Here is a 15,118-nt window from a genome sequence, read left to right as displayed (position 1 = left end):
CAATTAGCGCTGCCAATTGAGGTTCCTATTATAGAGAGTGAGTCGAGTGCGCTAAGCACGTGCTCTGTTCTCTTGGTATATATGGTGGGCCCTCCCAGACTTGAACTGGGGACCTATCCGTCTTCTATAGAGAGTGAGTCGAGTGCGCTAAGCACGTACTCTGTTCTCTTAGTATATATGGTGGGCCCTCCCAGACTTGAACTGGGGACCTATCGATTATGAGTCGAGTGCTCTAACCAGCTGAGCTAAGGGCCCTGAACTTGTCTTTTCTAAGTCTTTGAAATCAAACACTTTAAAAGACAACGGGGCGCATTATAGTGCGCCCCGTTGTTTCTGACTAGCCTCTTCGGCAAATTCTCTGGTTATTCATTCAGGGGCTATATGGAGGTAGATTGACTCTAGTTCGCATCAGCAATATCCGGTGTGGCCTGCCTCAGCTCCCGGTATACAACGCGATAGCACACCCAGGCGAGTGAGGTACCAAAGGCGCAGAGCACCATAACGCCACTGTATCCCAGCCCATTGACCAATAAATAGCCAGCAATCGCGGGGGCGATAGATTGGGTTAGGCCTTGAGCGGCTGGCACCAGGGCGGCGTAGCGGCCGCTGTGGTCGATATTGCCGAGTGTGCCCAGCTGGAAAACATCGATAAACAACCACATAAAGTTAAACAGGGTGGCGCCAATCACGTAAGAAATGGGGTTGATGTCCAGTGCCAGTCCCAGCAGTAATCCCGTCATTATGATCAATGCCCACAGTAAAGGTTTGGATTGACCGAAGCGGTTACTTAGCCAGGTGGCCACCACGCAGCCACTGAGGGTGAACAGGGTGCCCAGGGCCAGGGTGTTGGCGATAAAGTCATCGCTGAGATCGGCATCTACGCCTGCGCGTTCAATAAATGCCCAAAAGGCCCCCACATTGATATACACCGCGGCAACGGCTGCCAGGCACAGCCAGGGGATCCAGCGGGGTAGGCGAGTGAGTGCGCTGGGGGGATTGGCGTCTGGGCGCTGTGCTATATCCTGTCCCTGGTTTTGTTCCTGGCCATGAGCGGGTAGCCATTGGACAAAGGCCGTGACACAGGCAAAGGCAGCGCAAAAAAACAGGAAGATTCCGTTCACGCCCCAGCGCTCTGAAATAACCGGGAAGGTGTATAGCTCAATGGCATTCACGGCAACCAGCGCGAATAAAAGAATGCTGTAGTTGCGACCCGTGTGATGGGATCCCGCCAGGGTTGCGACGCCCAGGGCATAACAAACCCCGCCACCAATGCCCGACAGCACTCTGATGCTGACGAGTGTTTCAAAATCGGTAAAGGTCGTTGATAAGTAGTTTGTGGTGATGGCCAGGGCGATGCCGAACAGTGCCAGCCACTGGCGATTGGTACGGTTGAGCAGCCAGGATGTGGCGATTGAGGCTACAAAAATACCAAACAGGTCCGCCGAGGCCAGCCAGCCCAATTGTTGCTCATCAAACCCCAGTGACTCCGCCATAGCGCCTACAAGCATCGGCATGCCGATAAATACCGCATTACCGACAATGCTGATGACAATCGCTGCTGCGATGGTTTTGGGGTGATCAAACAGCGTCAAGGCAGGTTGATTCTGGGGGGCGGTAAGCATCGCGGCATCGGACATAAGAGTCTCTACTTATTATCAGTATTGGTTATTTATTGTGTGGCTATAGGATCTCGGTAGTGACTGACTGTGCCATAGGGTACCCGCTAAGCCTATCACCCTATGGGGGGAACTGGCCCGCTTATCCGCAAGATCCCCCTGACGGGGGATCCACAGCTCGGCGTAAAGCTGCAATAGTCCTCTGGACGAAAAGGTTATGAAAATTAAACCAATAAATAAAACCGAAGTTGAGGAGAGTTCCATGAACCCACGTAACGCACTTGCGGCGGTGAGTACCGCCCTGGCCATTTCTACCCCCTCGGTTCTGGCCGCCGAAATTGAAGAGGTCATTATTACTGCACAAAAACGGGCAGAATCCGTTAACGATATTGGCGTGTCGGCGAGTGCGTTTTCCGGTGATCAGCTAAAAGAAGTGGGGATCGACTCCGCAGCGGATCTTGGTGGCCACACGCCGGGCCTGGTGACGGTTAACTCAACTTCTGGTGGCACGCCAATTTTCGCAATTCGCGGTATTGGCCTGGATGACTTCAGTGCAAACAATTCCAGTGGTGTGGGGGTTTACACCGATGAAGTGTTTGCCAGTAGCCCGGCGTATTTGGGTGGGCAACTGTACGATATTGAACGCGTTGAAGTGTTAAAGGGCCCGCAAGGCACCCTCTATGGCAAAAATACAACGGGTGGTGCAATCAACTTTATCACCAACAAACCTACGGAAACCCTCGAAGGTTATATTGAGGCAGACTACAGTCGTTTCAACACAGTTGAAGTGACCGGCGCTGTATCCAATGCGATTACCGATAATGTACGTGGTCGTTTTAGTATGAACTACGTCAAGTCTCAAGATGGCTGGCAGGAAGACGAGGCGACCGGAGAAGAGTTCGGGTTGCAGGATCGCTTTGCTATGCGCGGCCAACTGGGATTCGATTTTGGTGAGAGCGGCGATGGTAATCTGCGCGCCTATTACAGTCAGGATAAATCCAAACCCCAGTCTCCCGACAGTGAAGGCATTGGTGATGCATTGGGGGTGCCGGGCTTTAATGTGCTCAATTCCCCCGATGATCCACGTAAGGTGAGTGTCGGCAACCTGGATGTTGACCGCGACGAAAGCGGTAAAGGCATCGCGCTGACGTTGAATTACAGCTTCGAATATTTTGATTTTGTATCGATCAGTTCCTGGGATACTTACCGCCGGGAAGTGGTAGATAACTACGATGGTACGTCGGCGTCTACCATGACACTGATTCAGGACAACGATTTGACCCAGTGGGCACAGGAGTTTCGCCTGGTATCAAATAGCACCGAGGGCTTCACTTGGGTAGCCGGCCTCAACATCTCTAACGAGTTGGTTGAAGTGGTCGATATTTTTGATGATTCATTCCTGGTGACTAATTCAGTTACCACTGGAATTTTGGATCCCGCGGATATCGATGCTTTCGGGCTGGATCAGTTTATTTCCGATTATGAACAGGAAACCGATTCTTACGGTTTTTATCTGCACACAGAAACTGACATCACTGATACAACACGATTAACGGTGGGTGTTCGTTATTCCTACGATGATCGCTCCTTTAAAGGTGAAGACACTAATCTTAGTTTCGGAGTCGTAACCCCGGTTGTTGCATTGGACGAAAGTCACGATGAAGATGCCGTCACCGGCAAAATTGGTCTGGACTGGGATGCCACAGAAAACCTGATGGTCTACGGCAGTGTTTCCACAAGCTATAAAAGTGGTGTTTATTATGGCGCGGCCGTTGTGGACAGTGATGCCTGGAGCTATGTAAAACCCGAAGATGTATTGGCCTATGAGATAGGGTTTAAGTGGAGCCTGTTCGATAACAGTATGCAGCTCAATGGCGCAATTTTTATGCTGGAGTATGAGAATCGCCAGTCCCTGTTTACCTTTACGTCTGATGAATTCAGTAATTTGTTAGGTGTGCCTGTATTGGATACTACGCTGGCGAGTATTCCAGAGTCAGAAACCAAAGGTTTTGAATTTGATCTGTACTGGTTGCCCACCGATTCTTTGACTGTGCAGGCGGGCATAGCCTATCTGGATTCTGAGGTTACCAAAGCACCGGGTATTGAAGATTTACGTGGTATTAACCCGGATCCCAGTGTCAACGATGCTGCCATTATCAGTGGTACTGGTTTTGTTGATGCATTGGGTGCGGAACTGACTGAGGGAGCAGCTCTATCGCAGGCGCCAGAGTGGAGTTATAACGGTTTGATTGCTTACGAAACGCCTGTAAGCCCAGATTGGAACCTGCGTTTACAAGCAAGCTACAGTTGGGTGGATAACCAATTTGCGCAACTCGCGGATAGCAATGCCGAGTATGGTCCTATTGAGGATCTGGGGGTGCGAGTTTCTTTAACCCATGCCGACGAAAACCTGAGTTTCAGCCTCTGGGGGCGCAATCTGCAAAACAATGATGCCGAAACCTATGCCTTCACCGGTTTTGCCGGGCGTACGGTTTATCGCCAGCAGCCAACCACCTATGGCATCAATGTGAAATACAACTTCTTTTAAGTAATAGCCAAGTGTTTGGTTAGTCACATTTGCAATACATACACCTTTAGGGCGGCAATTAGCCGCCCTTTTTTTGCCTCCCACTTTTTGCGCCTCCCCCTGATGTGGGATACATCCAAAGTGCCAAGCACTTCATACTGATAACCAATAGTTAAGAAGAACTCAGAGAGAGACTATGAGCGATTACAGCACCCAACAGTTAATGGAAAAAGATAAGGCGCACTTCACTCACCCTTGGACGGTGTTTGATGTGTATAAGCATGAAGGTGCACTTCCCATTGGGCGGGCGGAAGGCTGTTACATCTATGACACAGATAACAACCGTTATCTGGACGCTGTAGGGGGCTTATGGTGCAACAATATCGGCACCGGCCGCGAAGAAATGGCTGATGCCATCGCTGAGCAGGTGCGCTTGATGTCTTACTCCAGTCCGTTTGTGGATTTGACCAATGTGCCTGCGACCTTGTTGGCAGAAAAACTGGCCTCGCTGGCGCCGGGCGATTTGGATCATGTGTTTTATAGTTGTGGCGGTTCTACTGCTGTTGATACGGCTTTTCGTTTGATTCACTACTATCAGAACTGCCGCGGTAAACATGATAAAAAGCACATCATATCCCGCAAGTCGTCCTATCATGGCTCCACCTTTGCGGCCATGTCTATTGGTGGCAAGGCGGGTGATCACCCGCCGGAGTTTGATTACCTTAGTGATACGATCCACCATGTTTCAGCACCGAAATTCTATGGCGATAGCAGTGGCAAAACTGAAGCCGAATTCCTCGATGCCTTGATCCAGGAGCTGGAAGATAAAATTATCGAGCTGGGTGGTGAAGATAGTGTTGCGGCATTTTTTGCCGAGCCTATTCTTGGTGCCGGTGGAGTGATTGTACCGCCGCAGGGTTATCATCAGCGCACCTGGGAGCTCTGCCAGAAATACGACATTCTTTATGTGTCCGATGAGGTTGTCACCGCCTTTGGCCGCTTGGGCCACTGGTTTGCGTCGGCAGATGAATTCAATATTCAGCCAGACATTATTACCTGTGCAAAAGGTTTGACTTCCGGTTACCAGCCGTTGGGCGCCACTATCTATTCCGACAAAATCCACCAGGTGATCAGTGAGGAGGGGCATGGGCGTTGTTTTGCACATGGCTTTACGTATTCCGGTCATCCGGTTGCCTGTGCTGCGGCGTTAAAAAATATTGAAATCATGGAGCGAGAGAATCTCGCTGGAAATGTTAGCGAGTTGGCACCATATTTTAAGGAACGGTTGGAATCTCTGTTGGATCTTCCTATTGTGGGGGATGTTCGAGGGCGCGGTTTTATGTGGTGTGTCGAATTTGTCGCGAACAAGGACAACTATGAATTATTCCCTGAAGAGCTGGATATCGGTAAGCGTATTTCTAACCTTGCCGATGGCAAGGGATTAATTGTTCGGCCCATTGTGCATTTAAATGTAATGTCTCCACCGCTGAATCTGACACGTGAGGATATTGATTTTATTGTCGACACCTTAAGGTCCAGTATTGAAGAGGTTGTCGCGGAGCTGAACTCTGAAGGCTATCAGTTGTAAGGACGTTATCATGAGTAATCTCGATAAGATTTTTATTGACGGTCGTTGGGTTGAGTCCAGTAGCCTGGAAATCTTGGACATTATCAATCCTGCAACCGAAACGCTGGTGGCCAGAGTGCCCTCTGGTAACAGTCAGGATGTAGATGAGGCAGTAGCTGCCGCCAAGGCGGCTTTTCCAGCCTGGTCTGCAACCAGCGTTCAGCAACGACAGCAATTACTGCTAGCTATTGCCGACGGTATGCAAGCCCGTTTTGATGAGTTGGCGCAAGCCGTGTCCGACAGTATGGGCTGCCCATTAGCCGTAGCCAAGTGGTTACAGATTGAGGGCCCTATTGAAGCTATGCGCTTGTTTGCCGAACATATGGATGCGGTAAAGTGGGAAGAGCCCATGCACGATTCTATTGTGGTTAGGGAGCCGGCAGGTGTCTGCGCTTTTATTAACCCGTGGAATTATCCGTTACACCAATTTGTCGGCAAGGTGGGGGCGGCTTTAGCTGCTGGTTGCACCATGGTGGTAAAACCGTCTGAGCAAACACCGCTACAGGATTACATCATGGCTGAAATTCTGGCCGAAGCCGGAGTGCCTGCAGGAGTGTTTAATTTGGTTCCCGGCACTGGGCAGAATGTGGGTGCTCATTTGAGTCAGCACATAGACGTTGATGTGGTCTCGTTTACCGGCTCTACACGAGCGGGGGTGGAGATCGCTAAAGCGGCGGCCCCTACCGTTAAGCGAGTAACTCAGGAGTTGGGCGGCAAGTCGCCCCTGATTATTACCGCAAGCGCTGATCTCGAAGCTGCAGTTCGTTTCGGGGTGGAGGATGTGATGATCAACAGCGGTCAAACCTGCGTTGCCTTAACCCGAATGCTGGTGCCCTCCGGTAGTTACGAAGAGGCTGTTGCGATTGCGAAAGAGGTTGCTGAATCTCTTGAGATAGGAATCGACGACCAAGCGTTCTTGGGGCCTATGAGTTCACAACTGCAACAGCAGCGTGTGATGGCTTATATTGAAAAAGGCGTTAACGAAGGTGGGCGTTTGGTCTGTGGTGGTGAAACCCAGCAGGTGGAGGGTAAAGGATTCTATATCCAGCCCACAATCTTTGCCGACGTTAACAATCAAATGGCTATCGCACGGGAAGAAATTTTCGGTCCGGTGTTATGCATAATCCCCTACACTGATATTGAAGAGGCGGTATCGATTGCCAACGACACGCCCTACGGTCTGTCTTCAGGCGTGTTCGCAGGTAGTGAAAGTGAAGCGCTTGCCATTGCCAGGAAAATCCGGGCAGGACAATGCTACCTCAATGGTGCTTTGTTCGATTCTCGTGTGCCTTTTGGTGGATACAAACAGTCGGGTAATGGGCGGGAGTTTTCCAGCCTGGGTATCGAAGAGTTTTTGGAAGTTAAAGCTATCCAGAGAAATGTTGGATAACGAACGGAGTAATTATGAGTCGATCCTTTAATCAGCCACTCGGTGGTAATGAAATGCCGCGCTTTGGTGGCCCGGGCACCATGTTTCGCTTACCGTCTGCCCCTTTGTCTGATGATCTGGACATCGCTATTGTTGGTGTGCCACTGGATATTGGTACCAGTAATCGCAGCGGTAGCCGTTTTGGACCGCGCAGTGTGCGAAATGAGTCTGTCCTTGTACGTCCTTACGGGATGGCAACCCGCGCGGCCCCATTTGATAGTTTCCAGATTGCCGACGTGGGTGACGTACCGCTGAATACGTTTAATCTGAAAGAATCTATCCGCATTATTGAAGACTATTACGACCAGCTGGTGAGTCACGATATTAAACCGCTTACCGTAGGCGGTGATCACACCATCGCGCTGCCAATTTTGCGCGCGTTAAAAAAGAAACATGGCACCATGGCGCTGATCCATGTGGATGCCCATGCTGATATCAATGATGATATGTTTGGTGAGCGTGAATGCCACGGCACTATCTTCCGTCGTGCGCTGGAGGAAGGTCTGGTTGATGGTAACAAGATGGTCCAGATTGGTTTGCGTGCCACGGGGTATAGCGCTGAAGATTTTGACTGGTCTCGTAATCAGGGTGTTAGAGTCGTGCAGGCTGAAGAGTGTTGGCATAAGTCGCTAGAGCCTTTGATGGCGGAAGTTCGTCAGCGAATTGGTGAGGAGACGCCAGTGTATTTGTCGTTTGATATCGACGGGCTGGATCCATCGGTTGCGCCCGGTACAGGCACTCCAGAGCCCGCAGGTTTAACCGCGGCGCAGGGGCTGGAAATTATTCGCGGATGCTGGGGAACCAATGTCGTCGGTGCTGACTTGGTAGAGGTTTCTCCACCTTATGACCCCAGTGGCAACACATCATTGCTGGCGGCGAATCTGTTGTTTGAAATGTTGTGTAGTTTCCCCGGCTGTTTAAGAAGAGACTAAATTTAGCTGCCTATTTGGCTGCTTATCTAGCTGCCAATGAAACGCAAAAACGCCCATTACCTTTTACGGTGATGGGCGTTTTTTTTGATAGCTCTAAAGCCTTATTTGTTTAGCCGTTTGGCATAGATGCACAGCATATCCAGCGCCAAGCTTGCGGCGGCAAGTGCGGTGATTTCTGCGTTGTCATAAGCGGGGGCCACTTCTACCTGATCCATACCCACCAGATTGATTCCTTCCAATCCTCGCAGAATACGCTGGGCCTGGTAGCTGGTTAGGCCGCCAATTACCGGTGTGCCGGTGCCTGGAGCATAGCTGGGATCAAGGCAATCAATATCGAAGGTCAGGTAGCTGGGGTGATCGCCAATACGGTTGCGAATGGCTTCAACAACAGCCTCGACGCCGTGCGTATGAACCCAGTGTGCATCCAGTACCTGAAAGCCGATGGTGTCATCAATGCTGGTGCGCATACCAATTTGAATAGAGCGGGAGGGATCAATCAGCCCTTCCTGTACCGCGTGATAAAACATGGTGCCGTGATCAATGGTGCCCTTGCTGTCATTCCAGGTGTCGTAGTGGGCATCAAAGTGAATCAGTGATAACGGGCCGAATTTTTTGGCGTAGGCTTTGATGATCGGATAGGTAATAAAATGATCGCCGCCCAGGGTTAGTGTGGCGGTATCCTGGTTCAAGATGTTGGTGATGTGATTTTCTATCACATCAGGGACTTCCTGGGGGCAGCTGCTATCGAAGCCGCAATCGCCGTAATCCACCACGGCAAGCTGCTCAAAAGGGTCAAAGCCCCAATGATTAACCTTTCCCCAGGCCAGGTTGCTGGATGCTGCGCGTATGGCTCTGGGGCCCAGACGGGCGCCTGAGCGATTGGATACTGCCAGGTCAAAGGGGACGCCGGTTACGGCGACATCGACACCTGCGAGATCTCGGCTGTATTTACGGCGTAAAAAGCTAAGGACGCCAGCGTAAGTGGGCTCGACGTCGCTGCCGGTTAAGGCGTCTCGGGTTATGGCAAAATCGGTGGGGCGAGACATGGCTACCTCTGAGTTAAATAGATGAGAATTTAAGTGAGGGTTCCAGTCTAACCATTAAGGGCCTTTGCCCCTATCCCCCCTTGGGAGGAGGCGTTAGATAGTGGCTCAGTGGGTCGGGGGTGTCTGCCGAAAGATGGGGTAACGCGTCGAGAAAGAGGTAAAACAGCTCCGACTGGCTGGTAATATCGAGCTTCTGGTAGATGCTCTTGCGGTGACTTTTGACGGTTGAGTGGGCCACGTTAAGCTTTTCTGCGGCGGACTGATTGGAGTGCCCCTGCAGCATAAGGTGAACGATATCTTGTTCTCTGGGGGTCAGAATACTGCTGCCAAAATTGTTGAGCGCCTGATGCACGCTCTGTGCGACAAAGTGTTGTGAGTCGTTTTGCTGCAGTAGTTGTTGCCCCTGCTGAAACAGGAGGGACGTCAGCACATCAATCCTGGCCTCAAGGATATCGCGACATGTTTGTTCTGAGCCTTCGGCTGTATCGAGGGAGAAATGTAAAAAACAATGTTCGTTTAATGGGACCAACACGGTGATTTCATGATGCAGCTTGAGTGGTGCGTAATACTGGGTAAAAAACTCGGATTGTTCGAATTCGTCTGGTGCGACATCTGCTAGTTCCGAAATGCCTTGCTGTTGATGCTCGACACTGGCCCGGTAAAAAGGATCCAGTACGTAGATACCGGTATCGATATAGGCGCGAACATGATCCTGGTAATGCTTTTGATCATAGGAGTGATAAAGCACTATGGGGCGTTGATCCGGTTGGTAGAGTAATGCCAGTGGATCAGTGACCAGCTTGTCTATTTCCAGCCAGGAGAGTAGCGCTGGAAAAAAATCGTTATGTCCCAGGGCGCGTATGGCTTGGCTTAAGGTGTTATCTGAGTGAGATACGTTCATTAGGCCAAGCATAGCGTGGCACAAAAGGGATGGCCAGATTCAAAAAAAACGGGGCGCATTTTCATGCGCCCCGTTTTTCTGGCTAGCATCTGTGACGGGATTACTCGTCCAGGAAGCTACGCAGGTGATCGGAGCGGGAAGGGTGACGCAGTTTGCGCAGGGCCTTGGCTTCGATCTGACGGATACGTTCACGGGTTACGTCGAACTGCTTGCCTACTTCTTCCAGGGTGTGGTCGGTATTCATATTAATACCGAAGCGCATACGCAGTACCTTGGCTTCACGGGCGGTCAGGCCAGACAGTACGTCTTTGGTGGCTTCTTCCAGGCCTTCGGAGGTCGCAGATTCCACTGGGGATACGATGGTGGAGTCTTCGATAAAGTCGCCCAGATGTGAATCTTCGTCGTCACCGATGGGGGTTTCCATGGAGATTGGCTCTTTGGCAATCTTCAGGACTTTGCGAACCTTGTCTTCCGGCATGTCCATACGCTCGCCCAGTTCTTCAGGCGTTGGCTCGCGGCCCATTTCCTGCAGCATCTGGCGGCTAACACGGTTGAGCTTGTTGATGGTCTCAATCATGTGTACCGGAATACGGATGGTACGTGCCTGGTCGGCAATAGAACGGGTAATCGCCTGACGAATCCACCAGGTGGCGTAGGTCGAGAACTTGTAACCGCGACGGTATTCAAACTTATCCACCGCCTTCATCAGACCGATGTTACCTTCCTGAATCAGGTCGAGGAACTGCAGGCCACGGTTGGTGTACTTTTTGGCAATCGAGATAACCAGACGCAGGTTGGCTTCAACCATTTCTTTCTTGGCGCGGCGAGCACGGGCTTCACCGATGGACATGCGACGGTTGATCTCTTTGATCGCCGCCAGCTCCAGGCCAGTCATGTCTTCAAATTGTTGCAGCTTGCGCTGGGAGCGCATGATGTCGCCGGCCACCGCTTTGATGGTGTCGGAGTAGTCGCGCTTCTTCTTAACGATTTCCGGGATCCAGTCTTCGTTAATCTCGTTACCTGGGAACTCTTTGATAAAGGTCTTGCGCGGCATTTTGGCTTTGCGTACACAAAGCTGCATGATGTTGCGCTCTTCTTTACGGATGCTTTCCAGAATGCCACGGATGGAACCGTACTGCGGGTCGAACTGACGTGGTGGCAGTTTGAAGTATTTGAAGACTTCACCCAGCTCTTCCAGGGCTTTGCCGCCTTCTTTGCTGTCACGGCCGTGTTTTTCCAGAGCGGCTTCAGCTTTTTTCCACTGGGCGCGCAGCTCTTCGAAGCGCTCTTTGGCTTCTTCTGGATCTACGCCACCGGCATTTTCGTCGTCATCATCGTCATCATCACTGTCGCCAGCTTCCTGAGCCGCTTGGGCTTGAGCCAGGGCGGAGGGGACTTCGTCGGCAGGGTCTAGCCAACCAGCGATAACGTCTGGCAGGCGACGTTCTTCCTGTTCAATCAGGTCGTATTCGTTCAGCAGCTTTTCAACCGCGCCAGGCCAGTAGGCGATGGCGTGCATCAGCTCACGGGTACCTTCTTCGATACGCTTGGCAATGGCGATTTCGCCTTCGCGGGTCAGCAGCTCTACGGTACCCATTTCGCGCATATACATACGCACTGGGTCAGTGGTGCGACCGGCTTCGGTTTCTACGGCGGCCAGGGCAGCAGCGGCTTCAGCAGCGGCGATCTCATCGGCGGAGGAGTCACCGTCAGCCATCAGGATCTCTTCGGCATCCGGTGCGTTTTCGTACACCTTGATACCCAGGTCATTGATCATCTGGATGATATCTTCGACCTGATCCGGATCAGAAATGTCTTCGGGTAAGTGGTCGTTTACTTCAGCATAGGTAAGGTAACCCTGCTCTTTACCACGGGCGATCAGCTCTTTAATACGAGATTGCTCTTGGGCTTGTTCAGACATTCGTGACCCTGTGACTGTAGGTGGAATACAAAAGCGCGAAATTATAGCGCATATATGGCGCCTGGTTCTATAAATTCAAGCCTTTGAGTCGTTTAATTTATTAGCTTTAGAGCTGTTTAACTATTTGGAGGTGCGAGCTTTGGCTAACTCTTCGCGGTAGAGGCGTTTTTCATCCTCACTAAGGTTATTTAAGCCCTTGCGTTGCAGCTTTTCCAGCGTGTTGCCGCCATTTTGCCGCTGCAGTTGCGAAATAACCCGTTGCAGGCATTCGCGGAACTCACCGCTGGCGTCAAAGCCACTGCTTTGTTTGGCGTCAACCACCAGATCAGTGGCCGCCAGGGCGGATAATTCGTCGGTGGCATCGGCCCCGCGAGTGCCTCGCCAGTAGCCCAGAATACGGTTGATGCTGTAGTTTGGGCGTTGCTGTAGCAGCTCAATCAGCTCGGCCAGGATAGCTAAATCCGGGTTGTCGCTGTTCTGTAGTGGGGTTATATCCTCGACCTGGTTAGCCAGGATAGGGTGTTGCAGCAGCAGGGCGATCAGGTGTTTTTCCTGGGTTTGGCGGTAGAACTGCGGCGCTTTGTTTTTGGGGGCGCGATTGTGGGTTACCTGATAGGTTGCCTCCAACTCCATAGGTGGTTCGTCGTATGTGGGTACTTGCTCACTATGGTGGGCAGCGGCTTGGGCCGGGATATGGCTCGGGGTGTAGGCAGGGGCGTAACTAGTAGGGTGTTGTTCACTGGTTACGGGCTCGCTAGGAGTCGGCGCCGGTTGTGGTGCGGGCTCCTCGATATGCACCAGCTCCATCAGGGTATCGACGGGCAAACCGGTGCGGGTTGCCAGGTTGGCAAACATGAGCTCTTTAAAGACCCCGGTGGGCAGTCGGTGCAACAGGGGGGCGACACGCTTACTCAGCGTTGCGCGGCCATCCATGGTCTGGATATTGATATCCTGGCTAACGGCATCGAAGAGGAATTCCTCCAGCGGCACCGCTTTTTCAATCATGGTTTCGAATTTTTCAGCACCTACCTGGCGAACCAATGTGTCCGGGTCTTCGCCGTCGGGCAAAAACAGGAATTTCACATGGCGGCCGTCTTCCATGGTGGGCAGGCAGTTTTCCAGGGCGCGTTGGGCGGCTTTGCGGCCAGCTTCGTCGCCGTCAAAACAGAAGACGATTTCACTGGTGTAGCGGAAGGCGCGGGTCAGGTGGTCTTCACCGCAGGCGGTACCGAGGGTGGCACAGGCGTAGCGAATCTCAAATTGCGCCAGGGCCACGACATCCATATAGCCTTCCACAATCAGCAGGCGTGGCAGTTGGCGGTAGGCTTGGCGAGCTTCATACAGGCCGTAGAGCTCCTTGCCTTTGTGGAATACCGGGGTTTCCGGTGAGTTGAGATATTTGGGTTTATCGTCACCCAGTACCCGGCCGCCAAAACCGATAATGCGACCACGGATATCGCGAATCGGGAACATAATGCGGTTGCGAAAGCGGTCGTAACGGCGGCCGTCTTCCGGCTTTTCAATCAGCATGCCGGCTTCGGTCAGCAGTTTGCGGGTCTCATCACTGTCACCCAAGGTCTGCATCAAATTGTCCCAGCCGGGAGGTGCAAAGCCGATACCGAAATCCTTGGCGATGGCACCACTCAGGCCGCGGTTTTTCAGGTAGTTAACCGGGAAGTGTTTGGCCGGGTGCTGGCGCAGCTGTTGCTGATAATATTCGTCGGCTTTTTCCAGCAGGCCATACAGGCGCTTGCGGGTGCGTTCGGCCGGATCATCTTTGGGTTTGGCTTCGCGAGGAACTTCGACACCAGCCAGGCGGGCCAGTTGTTCTACGGCTTCGGGAAAGCTGACCCGGTCGTAATCCAGGACAAAACCCAGGGCGTTGCCGCTGGCGCCACAGCCGAAGCAGTAATAGAACTGTTTGTCGGGGCTGACGGTAAAAGAGGGGGTCTTTTCGTCGTGAAACGGGCAGCAGGCGCTGTAGTTTTTGCCGGTCTTTTTTAATTTGACGCGACTGTCCACCACATCGACGATGTCGACGCGATCCAGTAGGTCATCAATAAAGGGTTGGGGGATTAAGCCGGCCATAGATGCAGTCTACAGCCGCGCATCACAAGTGACTAGCGGCTGAATGTCTGTCTCAGCTCAGCTTGGCTTTTACCAGCTGACTAACGGCGCCCATATCGCCACGGCCCTGAATCTTGGGTTTGACGATGGCCATAACTTTGCCCATATCGCGTGCGCTTTCGGCACCACTTTCGGCGATGGCCTGGGTAACTATCTCGTCCAGCTCGGCTTCTGACAGGGCGGCGGGTAGGAACTCGCTGATAACACCCATTTCGAACCGCTCTTTATCGGCCAGTTCGGTGCGACCGGCGTCTTCGTACTGGGTGATGGAGTCGCGGCGCTGTTTGTTCATCTTGTCCAGCACGGCCAGTACACGGGCGTCGTCCAGTTCTATGCGCTCATCAACTTCAATACGCTTGAACTCGGCCTGAATCATGCGAATGGTGCCCAAGCGGTCTTTTTCCTTGGCGCGCATGGCGGCTTTCATGGCTTCGTGGATCTGTTTTTGTAATTCGCTGGCCATTGGCTGTTCTCTCCGTATTTTTCCGTGAGCTACAAACACAGCAACGCCCGCAAGCAGGGCTTGCGTGGCGTTTGCTAGAAAGTACAGTTTAGGCGTTACGCCAGAAGGGCGTTAGCCTTGCCGAAGACGGCAAATAACTGATTAGTACAGGCGCTGAAACTTGCGAGATTCGCGAGAAACCTTCTTGGCGTGACGCTTAACAGCGGCAGCAGCCTTGCGCTTGCGTACAGAAGTTGGCTTCTCGTAGAACTCACGACGACGTACTTCGGCCAGGATACCGGCTTTCTCGCAAGAACGCTTGAAGCGACGCAGGGCAATGTCAAAAGGCTCGTTTTCTTTCAATTTTACTGAAGGCATCTCTTTACCTGTTACTGTTAAATTCCAACATCTGAGGGGCTTGGGTCAGGTCAGTTACCTGAGTCTTTACCCTCTAAAGCTTAAGGGGCGCAAATTCTATACAGATAAGCAGCGGACTGCAACAACTCTTATGTTTCCATTATGTGTCGGACCGTGTGTCAGGCCGACGATA

At 52.0% G+C, this 15,118-nt stretch carries 11 protein-coding genes and 1 tRNA gene; 4 read left to right on the top strand and 8 right to left on the bottom strand.

Going from position 1 to position 15,118, the window contains the following annotated elements:
* Positions 1-178: 178 nt before the first annotated feature.
* Both ACGHZ6_RS20400 and ACGHZ6_RS20395 read right to left on the bottom strand, forming a co-directional pair.
* A tRNA-Ile gene (locus ACGHZ6_RS20400) sits at positions 179-255 on the bottom strand.
* A gap of 143 nt (positions 256-398) precedes the next feature.
* A complete protein-coding gene (locus ACGHZ6_RS20395) occupies positions 399-1,637 on the bottom strand; it encodes an MFS transporter (protein ID WP_390615882.1) in 1,239 nt (412 codons plus the stop codon).
* 241 nt (positions 1,638-1,878) lie between these two features.
* Between ACGHZ6_RS20395 and ACGHZ6_RS20390 the strand changes: the two genes are divergently transcribed.
* The 4 genes from ACGHZ6_RS20390 (at position 1,879) to speB (ACGHZ6_RS20375) (ending at position 8,131) form a co-directional block, all read left to right on the top strand.
* The gene (locus ACGHZ6_RS20390; protein ID WP_390615881.1) at positions 1,879-4,164 is read left to right on the top strand and encodes a TonB-dependent receptor; all 2,286 of its coding nucleotides are present in this window, start codon (positions 1,879-1,881) and stop codon (positions 4,162-4,164) included.
* Between the two features lie 175 nt (positions 4,165-4,339).
* On the top strand, positions 4,340-5,731 hold the full coding sequence (locus ACGHZ6_RS20385; RefSeq protein WP_390615880.1) for an aminotransferase: 1,392 nt from the start codon (positions 4,340-4,342) through the stop codon (positions 5,729-5,731).
* A gap of 10 nt (positions 5,732-5,741) precedes the next feature.
* On the top strand, positions 5,742-7,160 hold the full coding sequence (locus ACGHZ6_RS20380; protein WP_390615879.1) for an aldehyde dehydrogenase family protein: 1,419 nt from the start codon (positions 5,742-5,744) through the stop codon (positions 7,158-7,160).
* 14 nt (positions 7,161-7,174) lie between these two features.
* A complete protein-coding gene (speB, locus tag ACGHZ6_RS20375; RefSeq protein ID WP_390615878.1) occupies positions 7,175-8,131 on the top strand; it encodes an agmatinase in 957 nt (318 codons plus the stop codon).
* Positions 8,132-8,232: 101 nt separating this feature from the next.
* Here speB (ACGHZ6_RS20375) and speB (ACGHZ6_RS20370) read toward each other — a convergent pair whose 3' ends face one another.
* The 6 genes from speB (ACGHZ6_RS20370) to rpsU form a co-directional block, all read right to left on the bottom strand.
* Positions 8,233-9,177, bottom strand: a complete 945-nt coding sequence (speB, locus tag ACGHZ6_RS20370; RefSeq protein ID WP_390615877.1) for an agmatinase — start codon at positions 9,175-9,177, stop codon at positions 8,233-8,235.
* 70 nt (positions 9,178-9,247) lie between these two features.
* The gene (locus ACGHZ6_RS20365) at positions 9,248-10,078 is read right to left on the bottom strand and encodes a response regulator transcription factor (protein WP_390615876.1); all 831 of its coding nucleotides are present in this window, start codon (positions 10,076-10,078) and stop codon (positions 9,248-9,250) included.
* Positions 10,079-10,178: 100 nt separating this feature from the next.
* Positions 10,179-11,999, bottom strand: coding sequence for an RNA polymerase sigma factor RpoD (rpoD, locus tag ACGHZ6_RS20360; RefSeq protein WP_390615875.1), 1,821 nt, complete (start codon positions 11,997-11,999; stop codon positions 10,179-10,181).
* Between the two features lie 120 nt (positions 12,000-12,119).
* Positions 12,120-14,087 carry a DNA primase gene (gene dnaG, locus ACGHZ6_RS20355; RefSeq protein ID WP_390615874.1) on the bottom strand — a complete coding sequence of 656 codons (1,968 nt, stop codon included), beginning with the start codon at positions 14,085-14,087 and terminating at the stop codon, positions 12,120-12,122.
* Positions 14,088-14,139: 52 nt separating this feature from the next.
* Positions 14,140-14,589 carry a GatB/YqeY domain-containing protein gene (locus ACGHZ6_RS20350; protein WP_390615873.1) on the bottom strand — a complete coding sequence of 150 codons (450 nt, stop codon included), beginning with the start codon at positions 14,587-14,589 and terminating at the stop codon, positions 14,140-14,142.
* Between the two features lie 141 nt (positions 14,590-14,730).
* The gene (rpsU, locus tag ACGHZ6_RS20345) at positions 14,731-14,946 is read right to left on the bottom strand and encodes a 30S ribosomal protein S21 (RefSeq protein WP_390615872.1); all 216 of its coding nucleotides are present in this window, start codon (positions 14,944-14,946) and stop codon (positions 14,731-14,733) included.
* Between the last annotated feature and the right edge of the window lie 172 nt (positions 14,947-15,118).

The sequence above is a fragment of the Maricurvus nonylphenolicus genome, assembly GCF_042854845.1.
In the GTDB taxonomy this organism is placed as follows: Bacteria; Pseudomonadota; Gammaproteobacteria; order Pseudomonadales; family Cellvibrionaceae; genus Maricurvus; species Maricurvus nonylphenolicus.
This window is presented reverse-complemented; position numbering and strand designations above follow the sequence as displayed.